We start from the raw sequence: 23,007 nt of genomic DNA on the forward strand, positions 1-23,007 counted from the left end.
CTAAGTTTGGTGATAACGAAAGGCTTATAGCAGTTGATTTAAGTTCTCGCATCGAATGTCATAAAACTTATATCAACTGATACAAAAAAGCCCCGATTGCTCGGGGCTGTCGTATTCTACCTAATCTTACGATTTGTCATCAAGCTCTGAGTTTGATGATGTGTCGTTTGACTGCTCTTCTGCTGGTTTTTCAGCTTTAGGCTCAGGTTTTATTTCTGTTACTTTCGCAGATTCTGCTTTTTTCTCTGGCTTAATGTCATGGGCATCCCTTGGTGGACGAACATCACGACGCTCCATTAGATCATCAATCTGCAATGCATCAATCGTTTCGTATTTCATCAACGCATCTTTCATCGTGTGAAGAATATCCATATTATCTTTTAGGATTTGCTCCGCACGTTGGTAGTTGCGATCGATGAAATCTTTAATTTCAGCATCAATAAGCTTAGCGGTTTCATCTGACATACCTGACATGCGGTGAGAACCACCACCCATGTACATCTCGCCTTGCTCTTCTAAGTACATCTGTGGACCAAGTTTCGGACTTAAGCCCCACTGAGTAACCATTTTCTTAGCAATATCGGTTGCGCGCTCAATATCATTGCTCGCGCCTGTCGTTACTTTGTCATCACCGTAAATCAGCGCTTCAGCGATACGACCACCGTATAAACTCGAAAGCATAGATTCTAGGTGTTGCTTAGAGTGACTTACACGGTCTTGCTCCGGTAAGTACATTGTTACACCTAATGCGCGACCACGTGGAATAATCGACACTTTATATACTGGATCATGCTCAGGCACTAAACGACCAACAATCGCGTGACCAGCTTCGTGATAAGCCGTCATTTCTTTCTCTTGCTCGCTCATCACCATGGACTTACGCTCAGCACCCATCATGATTTTATCTTTCGCGGCGTCAAATTCCGCCATACTTACCTTACGCTTGTTGCCACGAGCGGCAAACAGTGCAGCTTCATTCACAAGGTTAGCTAAGTCAGCACCAGAAAAGCCCGGCGTACCACGTGCAATCACAGACGCTTCAACATTATCGTCTAAAGGCACTTTACGCATGTGAACGTTTAAGATTTGTTCACGGCCACGAATATCTGGAAGACCAACCACGACTTGGCGATCGAAACGACCAGGACGTAATAATGCAGGGTCTAGTACATCAGGACGGTTAGTAGCAGCAATAACGATAATACCTTCGTTACCCTCAAAGCCATCCATTTCTACAAGCATTTGGTTAAGTGTTTGCTCACGCTCGTCGTGACCACCGCCCATACCTGCGCCACGTTTACGGCCTACCGCGTCGATTTCATCGATAAAGATGATACAAGGCGCAGCTTTCTTTGCCTGTTCAAACATGTCACGAACACGAGATGCACCAACACCAACAAACATTTCTACGAAGTCAGAACCGGAAATGGTAAAGAATGGTACTTTTGCTTCACCAGCAACGGCTTTAGCAAGTAAGGTTTTACCCGTACCTGGAGGACCAACCATCAACACGCCTTTCGGAATGCTACCGCCCAACTTTTGGAACTTTGACGGGTCACGCAAAAAGTCGACTAGCTCAGTAACATCTTCTTTCGCTTCGTCACAACCAGCGACGTCTGCAAATGTTGTCTTAACTTGGTCTTCGCTCATTAATCGAGCTTTACTTTTACCAAACGACATTGCGCCTTTGCCGCCACCGCCTTGCATTTGACGCATGAAGAAAATCCATACCCCAATAAGCAAAAGCATTGGGAACCAAGAAATAAAGATGTTTGCAAGGAAAGATTGCTCTTCAGGTGCAACGCCTTTGATGTTTACGTCGTTCTTAAGTAAGTCATTAACCAAATCCAAATCAGTTAATGGAATTACTGTTTGAAAACGATCGCCACTTGAACGAACGCCGCTAATTACGCCAGTTTGACGATCAATACTGACTTCTCTTACAGAGCCATTGCGCACATCCTTTACAAATTGTGTGTAACTCGTTTGGCGATCATATTGTTCGCCACCGTTAAAGCTCTGGAACACAGTCATTAGCACTACTGCAATCACTAACCAGAGTATTAGATTTTTAGCCATATCGCTCAAGGAGTTAACCTCTTGTATCCAAAAAAATTCAAATTCAACTTGATGCTTTCCAACTGTACTACAGTTTGTAGCCCGTCGCCACTACATATACTTCGCGTGAACGAGGACGAGACGCTTTTGGTTTACGGATCTTTACGACCTTAAAACAATTACGTACCTCTTGTACAAATTGATCAAAGCCTTCTCCTTGGAAAACTTTAACCGCAAATGCACCGTTGGGTTTTAGCACTTGATGGCACATATCTAATGCTAGCTCGACCAGATACATACTGCCAGATTGATCGGTTGACATATTTCCGCTCATATTTGGTGCCATATCAGAAAAAACTACATCAACATTCTTGCCGTTTATTCTATCCAATAATGCATTTAATACCGCTTCTTCTCTGAAGTCTCCCTGAAGGAAATCGACACCCGCTAATGAGTCCATCGGTAAGATATCACAAGCAATAACTTGTCCGCCAATATCTACCTGCTCTGCGAGATACTGCGACCAGCTCCCCGGAGCAGCCCCTAAATCAACTACCGTCATTCCTTTACGAATCAATTTATCCTTTTGCTGGACTTCTTCCAGCTTAAAAACCGCTCGTGAACGATAGCCACGTTTTTGGGCTTCATGCACATACGGGTCTTCTACGTGTTCTTTTAACCAACGTTTCGAACTGGCGGAATGTTTTTTATTTGCCATATTAACTACAACTCATTAGTAATATTGTCTAGATGGCGTTAGAATATCGATAATTCAAGCCTTTTAATAAATAAGATTGTATCAATATGACCTTATCAAATAAACAAAAGCAGTTCCTAAAAGGGCTAGCTCATTCTTTAAACCCAGTTGTTCTTCTAGGCGCAAACGGCCTGACCGAAGGCGTCATGGCTGAAATTGAGCAAAACCTGAACATTCACGAACTTATCAAGGTAAAAGTACCAACCAATGATCGTGAAACTAAGAAACTGATTTTTGAAGCAATTGTTCGTGAAACAAATGCACATAAAGTACAAACCATTGGCCATATCATTGTGTTGTACCGCCAAAGCGAAGACAAAAAGATCCAGTTACCTCGTAACTAACCTTTGTTGTCTGCGACGTTTTCACCAGAAGACGTCGCAATCTCTTGTAATAAACTCGCTTCTTCTGCTTTTACTTTCTTAATTTCCTGCTCACTCACCTGAGGCAGTAATTTCTTCTCAAGCGCCAATGCGTCAACAATAAAGTCGTTTGTTAACTGATTAATAATGCCACTCTCTGCATTTAACAGTAGGCTAAACCCAATACCAAGCTCTGGAATAATCACCACATCGGTACGATAACCTTGCACCCAGCCACTATGATAATAGAGCAATTTGCCATCGTAACGATAAATTCGCCAGCCAAGTCCATAATAGGCTTCTTCTACATGACCACGCCAAACGCGTCTGCGTAGCTCTCGTTTCGTCAACGTATACGGCACTGATTGCTTACTCAGAGCATCCGGTGATAGGACACTTGGATACAGACCTAATTGTGCTTTTAACCACTGCGCCATATCAGCAGCACTAGCGTTTACACCAGCTGCGGGGAGTACTTTATAGTAATGCGGCTTTAATTTAGCGGTATGCCAACGCTTTCGCCCTCTGACATGCGGCCATGCAAAATTATCATTTTTTGTCATTTGCTCGTAGCCAAGGCCGGCGTCATGCATATTAAGTGGCGCGAAAACAAACTCTTCCATCCAAGTTTTGTAACTGATATTCGTCGCCTGCTCGATAACATCTCCAATCAAGCTAAACATGACATTTTGATAACCATAACACTCACCGGGCTGACATAACGCTTTGACTTGCAGTAAGCGCTCAACAATTTGTGGGTAGTCCATGCGAGACTCGATTAAATTATCGTAGGCATTGGGCACTAAGCCACTCGAGTGACTTAACAAATGATAGAGCTTAAGTTGGCTATAATCACCTTTGGCGACTTGCGGCAAGTAGCTGGCCACTCGATCGTCAATATTAAAATACCCTTCGCTCGCTAATTTAGCCGTTAGACTTCCTGCAAACGTTTTTGAAACCGATGCCAAGCGAAAGCGAGTTTGTTCGTTGACCACACTTCCTTGTCGACTTTTTGTCTTGCCAAAACCTTCTGCGTAGCTGCCGTGCTCGACATGCACGACGGATAAAGCAGCACCGGGCACCGATTTTTCTTTTAGTTTGCGCTCGACTTGCTTAGAATAGCTCTTTAAAAATTGTGACCATTGCTGGTTTGGGGTTTTTGCAATCGTTATTTTTGGATAACTAATGCAAAAAAAACAAACTAATGTGAGAATTAGCGACTTCATAATGACTCATTTCATTAACACTCGCCCGCCATACTAACATGATGAATTGGCGGAACTCACTAAATATAAGAAAATAACTGTTTAATTGAGGTATTTTAATGCGTTTAGTGCTAGCAGCTCTATGTACAAGTCTACTTTTTGGATGTGTCACCACAGCGCCATTAGCGCCAAAGTTAGATGTACCTAAGAAGCCACTACTAAAAAAGTCTGTTTATCAAATCAGCTATAGTACCGAACTTAATTCTGCACGAATTAAATCAGTGCAATTGCCCGCTCACCCACTTGCTCAAGGTGACACAGTCTACATCAATGCCGATAAGGTAAGCTTGACTGATACACTGAGAAAGCAGATTGTTGCTTTACTTGAGAAAAAAGGCCTGAAAGTTGTTGCAGCTAAAAACGCAAACTACACGCTAACAATTCATCAACTTGATTTGGAATTTGCAGCCAATAAAACGTACGCACTGGATAGGCCAAGAAACCCACATCCACATATTGCTGAACTTGCTCAAAATTCGCCAGCATTTCAATGCACTAATATTGTGGCTTCAGTCAGTATGCGCCTAGCACACCAAGCTTCGTCAGATGTTGTCTGGTTTGCCAAATCATCAGTAGATAGCGCTGGATTTCAAGGGATCCCTTTACAATTCACATTTACTGAAGTGGAAAAAATAGAAAACGAGCACGATGTACTGTCGTTTATTGTGGCCCAAAATACCGACGAGGCGCGCCGTCAACGTGGCGAAAAGCCCGTTGATATTCCTCCTTACAAGGTAACTAAAACGGTTTCGCCGCTCGAGAAAACCGCTGGTGCATGTACCCAAACCGAAGTATCAGCGCTAACAGCGGATATGCAAAAACACTTGGCCGAGAGTTTAATTGAAAAGCTAAACGTTAAGTAACATAAGTACTCGCCAGTTTGACAGAGGTCAACTGCTGGCTGGCGCTACACTTATTTACAGACAATGACTCTTTTAGAATTATACTCGACGCAGAAAAATAAAAAGTTCGGAGTAAAGACATGGAGCAATACGGCACAATCTTATTGGTTGAAGATGACACTTCATTAGCGCAATGGGTCGCTGAATATCTTGATAATCAAGGTTACAAAACACATTGCTGCTACCGCGGTGATGAAGTCGTTGAACGTGTTAAGTCACTAGACCCCGACCTTGTTTTACTTGACCTTATGCTCCCCGGTAAGGACGGTATCAGCGTATGCCGTGACTTACGTCAGTTTTATAGCAAGCCTGTTATTATGCTCACAGCCAAAGATGAAGAAATGGATGAAGTCATCGGTTTGGAAGTTGGCGCTAGCGATTATGTAATCAAGCCTGTGCGTCCTCGCGCCTTACTCGCTCGTATAAAAGCGAATGTTCGCGCTGCACAAGAAAAACCACAAGATCATCAAGCTGCCAATCACGAACTCGTGGTGGGACATTTATGTATCGACACTCAAGCTCGCAAAGTCAGTGTTGCAGGTCAAGAAGTCATCGTCTCTAGTGCCGAATACCTACTACTGCAATTTTTAGCCAGTCACGCTGGTGAAGTTGTCTCTCGCGATGCGGTTTTTAAAGCGACAAAAGGGAGAGAATATGACGGCCTCGACAGAAGCGTCGATGTGCTCATTTCTGCCCTACGTAAAAAGTTTAATGATGATCCTCAAAACCCAGAAAAAATTAAAACGGTGTGGGGTAAAGGGTATCTACTCGTACCATCAGCTTGGTAATGAAGGTCGCAAGCTAATATCGTGAAAAAACTCTATATCTACTTACTCGCTGGTGCGTTAATTTCGATCTTCGCTCTGGGTTGGGTGATCGACACCTATAATCAGCAAACCGCTCCCTTAGAAGATAGTTTTGAGTGGCAAAGCAAACTGATTACAGGTCTTGCCAAGCAAGTTGCAGATATTGAACAGGGAAAACGAGAAGACGCAACGGCTTTGATTGCCAAACAATTTGACATCAATATTAGCTATAAAGATGGCGAAACGCTAGCCATGCCGCTCGAGTTAAAGCAACAGATGTTACAACCTGATGGGTTAGTAATAGAAAACGAGAATGTATACCTTCTAAAAACAACCCCTAAAATGGCGCCTGACTACGTTGAACTTGAATGGCAACCTCAGGTTGAACAGGCTGATTACGACGTATTGCTAACATTATTTTTCTACGGTGGAATTTGCGCAATATTATGGTTCATTCTCTCTCCGTTAGTTAAACGTTTGATCGTTCTCAATACTGCAGCAAAGCACTTTGCCAGCGGTAACCTAAGCGCGCGCATCGCCCCCAATCATTTCACCTATATCCGCGACTTGGAAAATACCTTTAATCGAATGGCAAGCCAAATAGAGAAGTTGATGGCTGAGAATAAGCTAATGGCCTCCAGTCTTTCTCATGACATTCGGACACCTGTTGCGTGTTTAAGGTTTGGCTTAGATGCAGCTTTAGATGAAAGTGATATCGATGCCATTCACGATTATTTAGCACGCATGGAAAAAGATTTAGATCAAATGGAGGACATGCTCTCGAGCTATCTATCTTTTGCGACGCTTGAACAAAAGTCTCATTTACTCAAACATGAAGTAACGACTCTATCTCGCTATGGTCAAGATCTAATGCAGCAAATGCAACCAAAGCTACAAAAGAACCAGTTGTCTGGTCGCGTAGAAATTCCTGAACAATTAATGATCCATGGCGACTTACATTGGCTTGCAAGAGCGATAAGTAATTTGATCAGCAATGCCTGTGACTTTGCCACTGCCAGTGTGTTATTAAGTGCACACCATACCGAGCATTGGCTCATTATTACCGTTGAAGACGATGGCCCTGGGATCGCGAGACAAAATTGGGATAAAGTCTTTAGTCCTTTCTTTCAAGAGCAAACTCACCGTAACCGTGCAGGTAAAAGCTACGGCTTAGGCCTTGCAATCGTTGCAAAAGTCATGGATTGGCATCACGGTACAGCCACCGTTAACCAGTCAGAGCGATTAGGTGGCGCAAAATTTGTGCTTTCGCTACCCTGTAAAGAAAAATAATTATTGTAAATAAGTCGCTACACGGTGACTTATCTCATATAGAAATAATCGTGAAAACATTAGCTTATAAGCTAAACTTTGATTTTTGAGTGCAACAACTTAATTACGGCTAAATATCAGGCTAAAACTTGCGCTAAATCAAGGTAATTTACTCTTTTTATTTCTTTTTAATTACAGTAGATTGTCAGCGCCGTTAGAAATTTTTAGAGAAGTATAATAATTATGAGCAATGTCCGAGGAGAGTTCAGCTCTCGCTTTGGTTTTATTATGGCCGCCGCAGGGTCGGCGGTAGGTTTGGGAAACATTTGGGGATTTCCAACACAAACGGCATCCAATGGTGGTGCTGCGTTTGTTTTAGTTTATCTGGTTTTGGCTTTTTGTCTTGCCTATCCAGCACTAATGGCAGAACTCGTCATTGGTCGTCACGGCCAAGCAAATGCCGTATCTTCACTGCGCAAACTAACAAATACAGCATGGCAAAGTAAACTTGCTTTTGTTGTCGGGTTCGGCGGTATAATTTGTGCGGGTCTTATTTTAAGTTTTTATGCAATCGTGGCAGGGTGGATGTTTAGCGCAACACTTGAGCCCATCGCGGAAGTTGCCTCAATGACTCAAGTGCAATCTTGGCTTGCTGATTCCTCTATGTCACGCAATATCGTCTTTACAGCCGCCTTTATTGCACTCACAGTGCTCATTATTAGTAAAGGCGTAGAAAACGGGATAGAAAAGTGGTCAAAGCGTTTGATGCCCGCACTTATCGGTATTTTATTCTCGTTAATTGCGTATGTATTAACCCAAGAAGGTGCCGTTGAAGGTCTTAAGGTGTATCTTGTTCCTGACTTTTCTTCTGTGCTTAATCCACAGTTACTCGTTGATGCCCTAGGGCAAGCATTTTTCTCGCTTTCGCTCGGTACCAGCGTGATGATCATTTACGGCTCATACATAAGTAAAAAAGAGAATCTAGTTTCACTTGGTGCAATGGTTACCTTAATTGACGTTTTTATCGCATTCGTTGCCGGCTTACTTATCATTCCCGCCATGTATGTCGCGCAAGCGCAAGGCGTAGAGATTTTTGCAGCTGACGGCTCACTGCTAAATGAAGACACCTTAGTGTTTCAGGTATTGCCAGCATTGTTTGATAGCATGGGTAGCATTGGCCTGGTGGTAAGCTTCGCTTTCTTTGCTCTGATGAGTATTGCCGCACTCACCTCGTCTATTTCGATGTTAGAAGCGCCTGTTTCCTATGCTGTTGAACGTTTTGCACTAGGCAGAGTACAGGCCACCTGGATCATCGGCACCTTGGTAACAGCCGTGAGCTTCACCATTTTGGTAAACATCGAGACGCTGTTCGGTTTTATTGTTAGCCTGACAACGAAGTTTGGTCAGCCACTACTTGGCATGCTGTGCTGTGTATTTGTCGGTTGGATTTGGCACAGAGCAAAACTGCTTAAAGAAATTGAATCAGGATGCCCGGAAGTTGGCAGTAGTTTCTTCTGGAAAGTATGGCCTTGGTACATCCGCTTCGTTTGTCCAATTGCCATTGCTGCGGTATTTTTAAATTCACTATAATTTCGCTCATAAAAAGAGGCTACGCATAGCCTCTTTTACTTTTTCACAAATAACATATCCTGATGCGGGATCCCATCTTCTAGATAATCTTCACCTTGCTTCACAAAGCCGAGCCCCGTATAAAACTTGTCTAGATAACACTGCGCAGAAATAACTAGATTCTCATGAGTAATCTCCGTATCACAACAAGCAATCGCGCGATGCATAAGGTCATGTGCAACGCCCTGCCTTCGCAGCGTTGACGAAACAATAACACGGCCAATGGATGCAGTAGTTGCGGATTTTCTATAACAACGTGCATACGCTAAAATTTGTTCATCTTTGACCAAAAACAGATGTTGAGTTTCAGGCGCCCTATCGGTATCGTCAATTTCTGGATAGGGACATGCCTGTTCCACAACGAATACCTCTACCCTTAGCTTTAAAATCTCAAAAAGCTCATCTTTAGTGAGCGCATCATAACTTCTAATTTTCCAATTCATTTTCTTCTCTGTCATACCAATTAGCTTTACTAAGACTGATTGGTATCGTTATGCTTAAAACAAAAACGCCCAGACAAAGCTGGGCGTTTTAGAGTAAATTAAGTGATTATGAGAACAGCCGCTCCAACTGATCGCACAATTGAGAGATATTGACGTGATCGTGCTCAATTGTGAGATCGACGTATCCATCCCCTCGAAACGCTCTGTCCAACTCTATCAGTACATGAGTTCGATGTGCTTCAGGTACAAACGAAAGCTCAACTTCTTGTAGTCCAAATAATGCACGTGAGTTTGGTCGGTATTCTAGTTCTTGGTAACAACCAGAAACAGACTGAAACTCGGACGCTCGTAAATAGCCCTTTTCTACATCCGCTTTCACTAAATGGAAGCCTAAACGCTCCATCGCTGTCATACATGCTTTCACTGCTTCATTTGGATAAATGTGTAAAGCATCTTTGTCTGATGGGTCGATGGCTAAATCAATGTCTAAGCCTGTTTCAATCCAAACATGACAACGGTTGAAGCCCGCATTTATTTCTGTGATTGGTGTTTCTGAATGAAGTCGAGCTTCAAAAGGAATAACTTTTTCTTCGCCTGGGCCTATCGTGAAATTATTACCTACACGCCAACGGTCAATAACATGATTACTAAAATATTCTCCGTCTTCCCCTTCAACCTTAACTCTTGTCATTAGCGCAAGTTCTAAACCTGTTACTTCTTGGCTAACGTCACCGCCTTTTACTACAATTTGCGCTTGAAATTTCTGTCCCGGGTGCAAATGCTCTGTTTCCAATACAGTGTCTACTTTTGCCGCACCGATACCGACAGATGCTAGGATCTTCTTAAACATTACGTCTCCTGTCCGGTATGTCCTTACCTGCATCATAACCATATTTTTTCCAACTTGTCAGCGAAAATTTATAATTTATATATCAGGAGGTTTTGGTACACTGCTCATATCTTGGATAAAAATTTAAAGTTATGGAACTGCTCTATTTTGCTGTCGCATTTGCATGCGGATTTTCTGTTTATCAATTAAAGCTTCCTCCTTTGATTGGTTTTTTGATGGCGGGCTTTGTCTTAAATCTACTTGGCCATAAAACCACAGACTTACTTACTCAACTTGCAGATCTTGGTGTAACGCTGCTGCTTTTTAGCATAGGTTTAAAATTACGAGTTGGTAACCTGATAAAGCCTCAGGTTTGGGCGCCTGCGAGTATGCACATTATTACCAGTACGGCGTTTTTCGCTAGCCTGTTGTTGATGCTAGGGGCGATGAGCCTACCTTTATTTACTAATCTAGACTGGCAAAGCGCTTTATTGGTTGGTTTTGCATTTAGCTTTTCCAGTACCGTTTTTGCGGTAAAAGTGCTGGAAGAACGTGGTGAAATGGCAAGTCTTCACGGTAAAATCTCAATCGGTATTTTGGTTATGCAAGATATCTTTGCGGTTATCTTTCTCGCCGTCAGTACGGGCAAAGTACCCAATATTTGGGCACTGGCACTGCTTGTGGTGCTACCGCTTGTACGTCCAGCTATGTTTTGGGTATTAAGCCGCTCAAAGCACGGTGAGCTACTCCCTCTTTTTGGCTTCTTTTTTGCGTTAGTCGCAGGTTATCATGCCTTTGAATTTGCGGGCCTAAAAGGTGATCTCGGTGCGCTGATCATGGGTATGATTTTCGCCCCACATAAAAAAGCCGGTGAGTTATCAAAATCACTATTGAATGTAAAAGACATCTTGCTTGTTGGTTTTTTCTTGAATATTGGTCTGAATGCCACGATTACACTGGACGCACTTTTAATAGCGATTCTACTGGTAATTGTTCTACCGATTAAAGTCTCATTTTATTATCTCTTCACCAATATGTTCAAATTGCGTGCTCGTACATCGCTATTGAGCGCTTTCACACTCACTAACTATAGCGAGTTTGGTCTTATCGTGTGTGCCGTTGCATCTGCTTCTGGTGCGGTTGCTCCTGACTGGCTAGCAGTAGTTGCTATTGCTGTTTCTATTACTTTTGTGATCGCGTCTCCGCTCAACAAACGCTCGAACGAGGTCTACGTTAAATTAGAGCCTTGGTTATTAAAGTTTGAGAACCAAGACCGTTTAGAAGAAGAGCTTCCGGTAAATCTTACCGACACCAAGATCGTTATATTTGGTATGGGAAGGATTGGAACGGGTGCTTACGAAACAATACAGGCCAGCTTCCCAGATACCGTTGCTGGTGTAGATATTAAGCCTGAAGTAGTTGAAAAACATGTTTCCCGAGGGCGCAGGGTATTAACTGCTGACGCAACCGACCCTGATTTTTGGCAGCGTGTAAATCATTCTGAAGTAGAAATGGTTATGCTCGCGATGCCTAAACATATGCAGAATATTTATGCACTCGAGCAGCTCAAAGCATCAGGCTACAACGGCCAAGTTACCGCCATTGCAAACTACCCAGATCAACAGAAAGAATTAGAAGAAATGGGTGTGAATTCTACCTACAACTTCTATTTAGAAGCGGGTAGTGGCTTTGCAGAACACGTAAAAGAGAAATTATTTACTTAAATTAGTATTGGTTCTCAGTATCATAATTGGTACTGAGAACTATTTTCATATTCAGATCATCGTGTTACATCTAGACGTCCATCTTATTATTTCATTCCACTCATTATTCGATTTACAAAGCTTTACATCCAAGATGGTAATTTGCCCTCACTTCAGAGTAAACTGATCACATCGGACATGGCGTAAGTATCTATTTTATGAACAAAAAATTGATACCAAATGCCTTTTGAACATCGTGTCACTGGATTGTGAACAAGCTATACCTTTGGGGGTTTTATGATTAAGAATAAATCTAATGGTCAATTTTCTGCAGTAGTGGATGACGTCAAGGCTGCGCCTTTTTCAGACCTCCAAGAAAGGCTGGATGCAATTCAGGACGGTGGTATGACAGCGTTGGCAATTCGCAATATCCTATTTCATAAAATGCTCGATATGCATTCCGTACCAAACGATCACTATTTAAGGGATGAAGAAACCCCGAACCGGTTGGACGATCCAAAACTAATTGAAAAGTTAAATGAACTAGGCTTTTTCCGCAGCAAGCCTTCATCACAACTACACTAGTAAAGATTTAGGGAGCCTACTCTCCCACATAGGCTGACAATGCCCGTCGTCAGCCTATTTTCCCCTCCCAAGCACGAGCTTCACCTTTGAAAAACTCTCCCATACCGAAATTAATTCATTGCAAATATGTAGTTCTGAATAGTGAAGATCTAGTCACCCTGAGATGATTTAAGTGGTGAGTTACTTTTTTTCTTCGGTAATAAGGCTTTCCAAGCCTGCTCAAATGGCTTCAAATAAATCGCGGTAAGTGAATCATGTCCCGCATCATATTGCCCAACTCCAATGGTAATTTTACCCGCACTCGAGGCCTTAATAAGCGAGCCATACATACGATCCCAAATGGCAAGTGCTGAGCCTAAATTGGTATCAAAATGGATTGGATTGTCACTGTGATGTACTTGGTGCTGTGCAGGACTAATAAACCAATCTTCTAGCTTGTCACCCCAACTCAGCCATATATGTGAATGCCTTAAATTGGCCCCAAAAATATTAAACAAAAAGACAAACGCATTCGCACCCAGAATATCGTACATGCTCAAGCTGCTGCCAAATACATAATACCCTACTCCAACCACTATCCCTTGAGTTAATGCCATACGACAGGCGTACAGGTAACTTTCAACGGGATGTGAGCGATAAATGGTAAAGGGGGTCAGGACTTTTGCAGAATGGTGAACCTTGTGAAACTCCCAAAAGAATGGGATTTTATGTAGGATCAGATGCAGCAGGAATCGAGTGAGGTCATCGACTATAAACAAAAATAACGTAAATAGTCCAATCACTACCCATTCTGGCGCTTCTAGATATAACGCAGGACCAAAGAGCGCTTCAAGTCCACCGGATAATCCTAGCGCCACCGGTACCATAGTCAACACGATAGGCGTAAACGTCGCCGCCTTTATCAACCGATTTGTGATCAATAAACAGTAATCGAGCTTGGCGCTTTTGCACCACCAGACTTGCTTGGGAAACAGAAACTTTAAAAAACCTCTACCAGAGCGCGCTTTTTCTGTGGCGATATAAACAGGAACAGCCATCAAAATGGCACTAAACAAGTATGGCAAATACACTCTTTTATTGGCATCGAACAAGTAGCCTGGGAGTTCAGTAATGCTTTGCCATAGTTGCTCTAACATAGTCATTTCCATCAAAAAGAAATAATGAATTCACATATCTTTGGAACAGCTCCATAGCTCTAGCAACAAGCCGCCATGAAGCTGCGGCTCTTACTCAAGAGCCGCATAGACAATCAGTTAAAACTGGTATTTATAACCTAAACTAAATTGTCTTGGTTTGCCTGGGCGCGCGCCATACGGACGACGACTAACAATTTCTGCTTCATCGAACAAGTTGTCGATTTTAGCATAGACTTGACCATACTGGCCTAGCTCGTAACTTGCGGATACATCAACGATCGTTGTGCTGGGCACCTTTGCGCCTTCAAGGACAAGCTCAAAGTCTTCAGTGCTTCTACCAGCAGCTTCGCTCATCTCACTGATGTATTTGATGGCTACGTTAACTTTCCAATCACTTGCTGCAAGGCCGATGTTAAAAGTGGCTTGATGAGATGGTAAATACGGAAGCTCATCACCATTTTTAATATAACCCCATTGTGCGAACGTTGTCGCACGCTCATTCTGGAATTCACCTTTCGTATAGGTGTAGGTGAGACTATAAGGGATATCCAGTTGAAGGTTCAAAGGATAACGTTGTGCAAACTGCATTTCGAGACCGTAAACATCCACCTCACCGCCACTGAATTGCTGATCTTGTTGGTCATTGACACCACAGTTAGACTGACCACAGCTTTCGTTCAGATTCTCATAATCGTTGAAAAAGCTCACAATCTCAAACTGCGTCACACCATCATTAAAGCGCCCACCAAATTCGTAGTTAACACTCTTCTCAAGCTCTATATCCGGATCTTGTTGGGGTGAAGAAGGCACAAAACCTTGGTGCACACCAAATAAAAGACCGGCATCATCAGAAAGCTGATAGAAACCACTTAGGCTAGGTAGCCAAATACGGGTGGTTTTATCAATCCAAACATCGGCATCTTTATTATCTTGGTAAGACATGTCCATCAGCTCGCCACGAAGACCAAGGCCCAAAGCCAACGCATCAAGTTGTACTTTATCTTCTAGATATACCGACCACGCTTTAGTATTTTCAGTATTCAGCGAGGTAAACTGCTTTGAACCCTCTAGCAACACAGGTGAACCACCTTCCATTGCATATGCTTGCTCAAAATGTTTGCGCTCAATTTCATCTTCATGAAAACGCACGCCAACAGCAATATCATGGGTTAAGTTAAACAGGCTAAAGCTCGTATTGGCATCGACTTGAAGGCCTTGTGAGAAATACTCACGGTCATTAGTCCCCATATTCAAAAAGATATTTGAACCTGCAACGACAGAGTCCCGTGCCCCTGTGATCACAGCGTACTCATTTGCGAAAGCCTCTGGGTTTGCCATGATTTTTGAAAGGGATGGTCCACTTTTACTACCTAGACTATTAAGCTTAAGCCAAGCTCGCTCATAGTCATTACGGTACAGCCTTGTCGTAACGTTAAAGTCTTTACCATCAAGTACATGGGATAACATTACCTGAGTGTGCTTGGTATCCATCTCTGCAGGCTGAGACGCTGCGTATCGACGATACGGATTTTCAGCAAAATCTGCATCCGTTAAACCAAGGTAAGTTTCATCGGACAACTCGTCGGCATAGCTGAGCTTTAAGCCAAACGTATGGTTTAGCTCGCCTTGTGAAAGTTTATAATTAAACTTGGCTAAGATATCGTTCTTCTCAAACCCCGTATCACCACCGCCATCAAGCTCTTTAAAACCATCAGCTTGTAGATTTACCGCTTCGAATAAAAAGCCAACATTATTTACTACTGAACCGTAGTAACCGTGTGCTTTGGAATAACCGTCACTGCCAACCGCAACATCAATACCGCCTTCTGTAAACTCTGGCACTTGGCGAGTCACTAAGTTAAGCGCACCAGCAACTGTTTGCGGACCATGCTTGATAGCCGCTGGTCCTTTAAATACCTCAACCGCAGTCATACGAGTCGTAACCGGGAAATAATAAGCAGCCGGCGCAGAATAAGGAGCTGGGCCAATAAGCACACCGTCTTCCATTATGGTGATTTTTTTGCTTCGCTCAGGTGTTACACCACGAAAACCAATGTTTGGTCGCAAGCCATAACCATCTTCTTCCCGAATATTAACACCAGGTACATTAGAAAGAATACGGTGAATATCATCGTATTCGTATTCTGCCAACTGCGCTTCTGACAACAAGGTTGCAGAACCGGCTTCTTTTCGCAATTTATCGTGGTGGCTGATAATAGAGATATGCTCAATATCTTGATTGTCATCAGCAGCTTGCACTTGAGGTAGTGCAAAAATTACCGCTACCGCTAATAAAGATTTCTTCATGTTCATGCGCTTAATCATTGTCACCTGCCGAAGTTTGTGGAAGTTCTAGGGCGAGCTTTTCGATAAACTCAGTCTTTAAATCATCCGTCACTTTTTTAACGTCTGTATGCGTTTGCGTCACTTGCTCTGTAGAGCCTGCAAGCTCAGCTTTCAGGCTCGCATTCATCGCAAGCAGTGTAGCTTCTGCATCCGCAAGCCCTGCAAGCATGCGCTCTTTTACATCACTACCGTTCTCTGCATCTAAAAAGTCATCAAAGCCCAATGTATTCTCAGCATCTTGGCCATTACCAGTGAAGATGTTTCTAAACGCTCTGATATTAGCAAGTAAATTCTCTTTAGAATGTTCTGCAATTGGCGACTCCACCGCTTCTGGGCAAGCCTCTAAACCACATGCATTCGGAAAACCTAGGCCTAACGGCGTCGCTATTTTGCCGTCTTTTAGCTCTTCGGTCATGTAAAATAACGCCTTTGATATTTCATTAAGCGCTAAATGAGGCGTGTCAAACGGCGAGCCTGGTTGTCCTGCATTAACAAGTTTAGCTGCATAACCACTTTCCCCAGTCCATTGAGACAGAAGTGAACTACTCTGTGCTTCAATGTCTTTAGCCACTTCCGTCGCAAACTCACAACGCGCAACCGCTCTTTCCTGAGTTGAACGGCTATTCCATGGTGCCAACGCATCATTCACTGACGAGCAGTTGTGGTCAAGATTGGCATTGAATAGAAGGTGCTCTAAGGCAGTTAAGCCTTTACGGTTTGCAGTACGCTCAGAGATATTATAAGGATTGCTAGCATTGCCATTAATAACGCCATCTTCAAAATACACTACATCCAAGTCGATATCACATAAAGAGCCTGTAGCGGGCCAAACATAAATGTTGTTTTTAAGCTCTTTACTATTGGCAGTAAGTGGACCCATTTGCATCAATTCAACATACTGCCACCCAATCATAGCGTTGCGCCAACTTTGTTGAGCATTTTGCTTTAACGCGGCGGTATTTTCAGCCTGTACTTTTTCAGCGCTACAATAACTCGCAACTTCAAGTTGCTGTGTTACCGCGAGTTCATTGAATTGCTCAATTGCAGGGGTAAGCACATTATTCACAAGGTTACTTACCAAGGCCGCTTCATCAAATTGCGTAGGTAAAGTTGGGTTATCCGTTCCAGAGTTATTATCCTTCACTCCAGGTCCTTGGCTACTTGAAGTACTTTCACCACAACCAGACAATACCAAAGCCACAGCGACGGCAGCAGCACTTAAACGTTTAGATACTCTCATTTGTATTCTCTATTATCTATATACAACAAAAGGTTAGCAGAATTAACGGCTAACCTTTTAACGTTATAAACGAAAATTTAGATTACCAGTTGGCAACATTCTCAGCATCAAAATCATATGCAGTTGCAATGATTTCTCGCGCTTCCAATAAAGCAGTCTTATAAGCTTCCACTTTATCTGCCGCGAATTCAGGCTTATCACCCATCAATTCATGGATTTTAACAAAATCTGCATCTGTGACAGGAGAAAACGGATTAAACTGAAAATTTAATGCGAAGCCTTTCATTTCAGACCAGTGCTTTGCTACTGCATAGAATTGATCAGCATCAAAATCACCTGATGCGATATCGTCTAAATCACCATCATCATTTGAGATTGTATCATTGATATAATGCACAACGGTTGCAGCGATCGACTTTTCCCATGCTAGCAACGCTTGATTACGCAATGTTTCTAAGCGCGCTTTGTCCTCATCTGACCACTGCGCAACATTAGTACCAACATTAGCGTTGATAAGTTTACGTGCTTCAATAAACGCTAATTGTGCTTGAGCAGTTAAGTCCGTTGGGTTAGCGTTAGATTTAGTGCCACGGTCACGCTTTGCTGCATTTGTTGAGTTACCAAAGTTAAATTCAGATAGTAGATCGATTTTGCCGTCATTATCCAAATCATGATAACCACTTGCATACGCTTCACGGCCACCTTTAGCTGAAAGTTCATCATCTGTATAGTCTAGATAATCAACAGCAGCACCGAAATAGCCATAGCCTTCATCAAACTTGTGTTCAAGTTCCGTGTAGCTTTTGCCATCCGCTAATGTCGCGTTATCAGCTGACTTTTCACCAATGAGTAAATCATCTAGATAATCGTCCGCACCTTGAGAAAGCGACACTGCACCGTTTAAATGTTTTTGCATTAGCTGGGCAAGATCAAGACCTTCCGGTGTTACATATAGTTTGTTCAGCGTGATAGCTGTGCCATTATGCTCTGCTTTGATTGTTGAGCCATTTTCAAACTGCTGAAGTTGCGCTTGTAGCAGGTCTAAATAGTGTAGGGCTAAACCTTCAGGTGTTTTTGGCTGTGTACCAAAGTTAACCCAACCAGCCATGACACCATCCTCTTCCCATGCTTTATGCATATTAGAGGTATCACGTCCCGCAATTTTACCACCTTCGCCAGCGACGTTTTTAAGCGAGCTTGAAATATCTCCTAACGTGGTTTGTGCTGCGTTTGCCGCAACAGCGAAATCAAGGGTTTCATCCAACACTACTGTATCTGTCGGCATCAAGAACATTTTGATCTCTGCAATTGCTGCTTCAGCCGTTTTTTGGCCAGAGGCGTTACCTACAGTTTCATTATTAAGCTTACCCATTAAGCTTTTGATATGAACCATAGCCGCGTGACGTGCGATTTGGCCAGAGTAAGAAACTGAAGACTCACCTTGAGCATTATTGAAGGCATAGCGGTTTACACCCGCTTTGTTTTCTTCAGCAATTTGTTGAACAGCAATTTCAGCTTCAACTTCTGTTTTTTCGCCTTTGCTGTCAGTTGCCGTGATAGTTACCGATACTTTACCGCTTTCAACCTGTTCGAAGTTTAGTGCGTTTGCAGCTTTGAGCTTAACCGCACCGTCAACAATTTCAAAACGGTTGTCAGAGATGGTTAGTGTCAATGCACTTACTTCATCGCTATCGTCAGAAAAAGAGATATTTGCAACCGCAGCACCAAGCGTATCTTCGGATACTGACGCACTGTCTACGGTAATAGTAGGTGCAGCATTGGTGGCTGGAGGTGGTGTTGTGTTGTTATCATCGTTGTCATTTGAATTGCTGCTAGAGCCACCACATGCGGTGAGGCCTAAACTTGCAGCGAGAATAGCAGTCGTTAACAGAGACTTTTTAAGTGCCATTGAATTGTTCCTTTGAGACTAATTATGTTTATATTTTCATAACTAGGTGTAAAGTATACACACACCTAAATAGCAATCAATATTATTTGCATTGTATAAATAACAATTTTCTCAAATTTGTGGTCCAAAAATTCAGCGGCGGGCGACTGTATAAACATTGAGGAGATAAGAATAATACAGTTAAAACAAAGACATAAATCCATTAGTACGAATTTATGCCTTTATTACGTATAACTTTTCATCAAATTTCATCGAATTGAGCATTCGAAAAATTCGAAGTATCTTTGCGTTAAATCAAATTGTTACTTTTTAGTTCCAAACATCGGTAACAAATAGGTAACCTTGACGCCAAATCGTTTTGATCTTCTCTGGTCGACTTGGATTATCATGCAGCTTTTTACGCAAGCGAGAGATTCGAACGTCTATTGTCCTAGTATCTGGGCGATAGTATTTGCCTAGGATCTGCTCGTATACAAAGTCACGTTTCACTACTTTGCCGCCATTGCTCGCAAGTAACCATAGCAACTCAAACTCATGGGTTGTGAGGTCAATGCGCTCCTGCCCATAACTCACGCGCCTGGTGTTTTTGTCGATATGCAGCTGGCCAAAGGTTAATTGCTCTGGCTCATCGTCAAACTGCGAGTTTGCAGCTTGCCTTCTTAACACTGCATCAAGTCGAGCTCGCCATAATCTAGGCTTTGCATCTTTGGAAATAACTTCGTCAGCACCGAGCTCTAAAAACAGGCTGTGAACATCCTCGTCATCGCTGTCAAGACTGACGATCACGGGAGCTTTAAATCTTTGTCTAAATTGGCTGATTGAATCGCAGGTTGGTACGGATGCGATAGCTTGATCAAGCACGATACCGTTAATAGATTTCCCTGAAAAACCGTTCAATTGACCTAATTCCCTCAACAACTCAACAGTATAGCCTTGCTCTTCAAGCATTTTTTGTTGTGATGTCAATATATTGTTATTGCTTTGTGCAACCAAGATAGTGGACACGGACGCACCTCATTCATTCAACATGGATGAACACAGTGTAGTCACGCAACCTGAATGGATGCTTTACAGCGTAAATAATCCTTTTGCCGTATCCCAAAGTGCTTTAACAACTGGGTCATATAACCGTTTATTCTTAGTTACAAGTCCAATTTCAATTTCATCCGATCTAAGCTGCAAAAGCTGAACTTGATTCTTAAATGGACTTTGACTAATTACTATCTCGGGGACACACGCAATACCAAACCCTAAACTCGCAAGCGCAACCATAGCTTCATGGCCCGAAACATGCGCATAAACTTTAGGAACAAAATTGTGTTTTTTGCAAAAGTTATCAATTCGATCTTTTAACACACCTTGCTCTGGCATAATAAAAGACAGCCTCTGCCACGGCATTTCACTATGACTGTATTCATCAATAATAGACTTAAGCGGACAGTCCATCGTTGGGCCAATGAACACCAATCTCGAACGGCCGATTGGCAAGTACTCTATACCGTTTGGTAGATGTTTTGGCTTCACCGCGACCGCAACATCTTCCTTACCACTGGCCACTTCCGCTATTGAATGCGCGGGATCACCAGTAATAAGATTTAACTCTACTTGCGGGTACAGATAGCGAAACTTGGAAAAAAGGTCATAAATAAAACTGTAAGTCGCGGTCACTGAACAAAATAAACTCAGCTCACCAGTCAAAGGCTTATCATCGTCAACGCATTCACTCTTAAACTGCCGCCAGCTTGCCAACGTCGCTTGCGCGTAATGAACAAACGCTTTGCCTTGCTGAGTCAGCTCAACGGTGCGATTATCTCGTAGGAATAAAGGCGCGCCAACTTCCTCTTCTAACTGTTTGATTTGACGACTTAATGTCGGAGGACTTACAAAACAGCGCTCACTCGCTCGGGAAAAGTGCAGCGTATCTGCAAGTGCCAAAAAATATTTAAGTTGTTTGTGATTCATAGTATTTCACCTTTTGAAACACTATAGTTCAAATATATCATTTTACGCAATCAAAAGTTCGCCCTACTCTGACTTCAATCTATTTCTACAGAATCAGGAAATATCATGTCGAATTACTTTAATACTTTATCTTTACGTGAGCAATTAGCTCAGCTTTCTCAATGTGAATTCATGGATCCAAAAGAATTCGAACAAGGTGTCGACGTTCTGATTGGTAAAAAACTGGTCATTGTTGGTTGCGGTGCACAAGGCTTGAACCAAGGTCTAAACTTAAGAGATTCTGGTTTGAACGTCAGTTACGCACTACGTCCTTCAGCAATTGAAGAAAAACGTCAATCGTTTCTTAATGCATCTGAAAACGGCTTTATTGTTGGCACTTATGAAGAACTCATTCCTGAAGCGGATTTGGTCCTAAACTTAACGCCTGACAAGCAACATACTTCAGTTGTAAACGCAGTAATGCCGTTAATGAAAAAAGGCGCAACACTTGCTTATTCTCACGGCTTTAATATTGTCGAAGAAGGTATGCAAGTGCGTGAAGACATCACCGTAATCATGGTTGCACCAAAATGTCCTGGTACAGAAGTACGTGAAGAGTACAAGCGCGGCTTTGGTGTACCTACGCTGATTGCAGTTCACCCTGAAAACGACCCAGAGGGTAAAGGTCTCGCGCAAGCTAAGGCATATGCGGCGGGAACTGGTGGTCATCGTGCTGGCGTATTGCAGTCATCATTTATTGCTGAGGTAAAATCAGATCTAATGGGTGAACAAACCATCCTATGTGGTATGTTGCAAACTGGCTCACTACTATGCTTTGACAAAATGGTAGAAGAAGGCATTGAACCTGGATATGCATCAAAGCTTGTACAATATGGCTGGGAGATCATCACCGAAGCACTAAAACACGGTGGTATCACCAATATGATGGACAGACTGTCTAACCCCGCCAAGTTACGCGCATTTGAACTGAGCGAGCAATTAAAAGACGTTATGCGCCCACTTTACAACAAGCATATGGACGACATCATCAGTGGTGAGTTTTCAGAAGGTATGATGGCTGATTGGGCTGAAAACGACAATAAATTGCTTACATGGCGTGCAGAAACCGCACAAACCGCGTTTGAAAAGCAAGCGAATACGGATGCTGAAATTTCAGAGCAGACTTTCTTCGACCAAGGTATTCTAATGGTTGCTATGGTTAAAGCCGGTGTAGAGCTGGCGTTCGAAACCATGACAGCGGCTGGCATTATTGATGAATCAGCTTACTACGAATCACTACACGAAACGCCGCTAATCGCGAATACCATTGCGCGCAAAAAGCTGTTCGAGATGAATCGTACTATTTCAGACACCGCAGAATATGGTTGTTACCTGTATAATCACGCATGCCTACCACTATTGAAGCCATTTATGGAATCAATCACAAAACGTGAGATTGGTGAAGGTTTGTTAGACAGTGACAATTACGCTGACAATCAAAAGCTCATCGCTGTAAACCGTGCGATCCGTAACCATCCGGTAGAAAAAATAGGTGAAATCCTTCGCGGTTACATGTCAGATATGAAAAAGATTGTTTAGTAAGTAGAAATAAATTTGCGTCAATAATATAGCAAACTAGTTCGCTTGTTAGTAACCAAGGCCACTTTCCACCCTGAGATTGTGGCCTTTTATCTCTGTTTCTCAACATAACCTCCCATTTAACTCAAATACAGTTAACACTAAATACTGAGATTAACTTTATTTTATAAACCAAAATTATTTTTTTGTGACTTGGATTGTTACTTGTTCCGAGCTGGTTATTTACTA

The 23,007-nt window shown here is 42.6% G+C and carries 19 protein-coding genes; 8 read left to right on the plus strand and 11 right to left on the minus strand.

Annotated features, from left to right (window positions below; genetic code table 11):
* Nucleotides 1–126: 126 nt before the first annotated feature.
* Both ftsH and rlmE read right to left on the minus strand, forming a co-directional pair.
* Nucleotides 127–2,079, minus strand: coding sequence for an ATP-dependent zinc metalloprotease FtsH (ftsH, locus tag PNC201_RS10495; protein WP_102057007.1), 1,953 nt, complete (start codon nucleotides 2,077–2,079; stop codon nucleotides 127–129).
* 67 nt (nucleotides 2,080–2,146) lie between these two features.
* Nucleotides 2,147–2,776, minus strand: a complete 630-nt coding sequence (gene rlmE, locus PNC201_RS10500) for a 23S rRNA (uridine(2552)-2'-O)-methyltransferase RlmE (RefSeq protein ID WP_010605081.1) — start codon at nucleotides 2,774–2,776, stop codon at nucleotides 2,147–2,149.
* Nucleotides 2,777–2,862: 86 nt separating this feature from the next.
* On the opposite strand from rlmE, the gene yhbY reads away from it, so the two are divergent.
* Entirely contained in the window at nucleotides 2,863–3,159 is a 297-nt protein-coding gene (gene yhbY, locus PNC201_RS10505) for a ribosome assembly RNA-binding protein YhbY (protein ID WP_010373854.1), read from the plus strand.
* Here yhbY and PNC201_RS10510 read toward each other — a convergent pair.
* A complete protein-coding gene (locus PNC201_RS10510) occupies nucleotides 3,156–4,403 on the minus strand; it encodes a serine hydrolase domain-containing protein (protein WP_010605082.1) in 1,248 nt (415 codons plus the stop codon). The two genes, yhbY and PNC201_RS10510, sit on opposite strands and share 4 nt — an antisense overlap.
* 98 nt (nucleotides 4,404–4,501) lie before the next feature.
* Here PNC201_RS10510 and PNC201_RS10515 point away from each other — a divergent pair, with 98 nt between their 5' ends.
* From PNC201_RS10515 to PNC201_RS10530, 4 genes are all read left to right on the plus strand, one after another.
* Nucleotides 4,502–5,305 carry a hypothetical protein gene (locus tag PNC201_RS10515; RefSeq protein WP_010605083.1) on the plus strand — a complete coding sequence of 268 codons (804 nt, stop codon included), beginning with the start codon at nucleotides 4,502–4,504 and terminating at the stop codon, nucleotides 5,303–5,305.
* 119 nt (nucleotides 5,306–5,424) lie between these two features.
* Nucleotides 5,425–6,132 (plus strand): response regulator, encoded by a 708-nt coding sequence (locus PNC201_RS10520; protein ID WP_010605084.1) that lies wholly within the window; start codon nucleotides 5,425–5,427, stop codon nucleotides 6,130–6,132.
* A 21-nt stretch (nucleotides 6,133–6,153) separates the two neighbouring features.
* Complete coding sequence (locus tag PNC201_RS10525; RefSeq protein ID WP_102057008.1) at nucleotides 6,154–7,440, plus strand: sensor histidine kinase; 1,287 nt, start codon at nucleotides 6,154–6,156, stop codon at nucleotides 7,438–7,440.
* A gap of 222 nt (nucleotides 7,441–7,662) precedes the next feature.
* The gene (locus PNC201_RS10530; RefSeq protein ID WP_102057009.1) at nucleotides 7,663–9,009 is read left to right on the plus strand and encodes a sodium-dependent transporter; all 1,347 of its coding nucleotides are present in this window, start codon (nucleotides 7,663–7,665) and stop codon (nucleotides 9,007–9,009) included.
* A gap of 35 nt (nucleotides 9,010–9,044) precedes the next feature.
* On the opposite strand, the gene PNC201_RS10535 is transcribed toward PNC201_RS10530, so the two are convergent.
* Nucleotides 9,045–9,491, minus strand: coding sequence for a GNAT family N-acetyltransferase (locus tag PNC201_RS10535; RefSeq protein WP_102057872.1), 447 nt, complete (start codon nucleotides 9,489–9,491; stop codon nucleotides 9,045–9,047).
* Between the two features lie 106 nt (nucleotides 9,492–9,597).
* Nucleotides 9,598–10,341, minus strand: a complete 744-nt coding sequence (locus PNC201_RS10540; RefSeq protein WP_010605088.1) for a sporulation protein — start codon at nucleotides 10,339–10,341, stop codon at nucleotides 9,598–9,600.
* Between the two features lie 131 nt (nucleotides 10,342–10,472).
* Between PNC201_RS10540 and PNC201_RS10545 the strand changes: the two genes are divergently transcribed.
* Together PNC201_RS10545 and PNC201_RS10550 are read left to right on the plus strand one after the other, a co-directional pair.
* A complete protein-coding gene (locus tag PNC201_RS10545; RefSeq protein ID WP_102057010.1) occupies nucleotides 10,473–12,044 on the plus strand; it encodes a cation:proton antiporter family protein in 1,572 nt (523 codons plus the stop codon).
* Nucleotides 12,045–12,320: 276 nt separating this feature from the next.
* The gene (locus tag PNC201_RS10550; RefSeq protein ID WP_088530338.1) at nucleotides 12,321–12,608 is read left to right on the plus strand and encodes a hypothetical protein; all 288 of its coding nucleotides are present in this window, start codon (nucleotides 12,321–12,323) and stop codon (nucleotides 12,606–12,608) included.
* Between the two features lie 149 nt (nucleotides 12,609–12,757).
* Here PNC201_RS10550 and PNC201_RS10555 read toward each other — a convergent pair whose 3' ends face one another.
* The 6 genes from PNC201_RS10555 to ilvY form a co-directional block, all read right to left on the minus strand.
* A complete protein-coding gene (locus PNC201_RS10555; protein WP_102057011.1) occupies nucleotides 12,758–13,744 on the minus strand; it encodes a sterol desaturase family protein in 987 nt (328 codons plus the stop codon).
* A gap of 117 nt (nucleotides 13,745–13,861) precedes the next feature.
* Nucleotides 13,862–16,069, minus strand: a complete 2,208-nt coding sequence (locus PNC201_RS10560; protein WP_102057012.1) for a TonB-dependent receptor family protein — start codon at nucleotides 16,067–16,069, stop codon at nucleotides 13,862–13,864.
* Entirely contained in the window at nucleotides 16,062–17,330 is a 1,269-nt protein-coding gene (locus PNC201_RS10565) for an imelysin family protein (protein ID WP_102057013.1), read from the minus strand. The genes PNC201_RS10560 and PNC201_RS10565 overlap by 8 nt, the downstream gene beginning before the upstream one ends.
* 82 nt (nucleotides 17,331–17,412) lie before the next feature.
* A complete protein-coding gene (locus tag PNC201_RS10570; RefSeq protein ID WP_102057014.1) occupies nucleotides 17,413–19,239 on the minus strand; it encodes an Ig-like domain-containing protein in 1,827 nt (608 codons plus the stop codon).
* Between the two features lie 309 nt (nucleotides 19,240–19,548).
* Nucleotides 19,549–20,244, minus strand: a complete 696-nt coding sequence (locus tag PNC201_RS10575; RefSeq protein ID WP_010373828.1) for a response regulator transcription factor — start codon at nucleotides 20,242–20,244, stop codon at nucleotides 19,549–19,551.
* A gap of 63 nt (nucleotides 20,245–20,307) precedes the next feature.
* On the minus strand, nucleotides 20,308–21,201 hold the full coding sequence (gene ilvY, locus PNC201_RS10580) for an HTH-type transcriptional activator IlvY (protein ID WP_102057015.1): 894 nt from the start codon (nucleotides 21,199–21,201) through the stop codon (nucleotides 20,308–20,310).
* A 105-nt stretch (nucleotides 21,202–21,306) separates the two neighbouring features.
* Between ilvY and ilvC the strand changes: the two genes are divergently transcribed.
* On the plus strand, nucleotides 21,307–22,779 hold the full coding sequence (gene ilvC, locus PNC201_RS10585; RefSeq protein WP_102057016.1) for a ketol-acid reductoisomerase: 1,473 nt from the start codon (nucleotides 21,307–21,309) through the stop codon (nucleotides 22,777–22,779).
* The last annotated feature ends 228 nt before the right edge of the window (nucleotides 22,780–23,007 follow it).

This window comes from Pseudoalteromonas sp. NC201 (assembly GCF_002850255.1).
GTDB lineage: Bacteria > Pseudomonadota > Gammaproteobacteria > Enterobacterales > Alteromonadaceae > Pseudoalteromonas.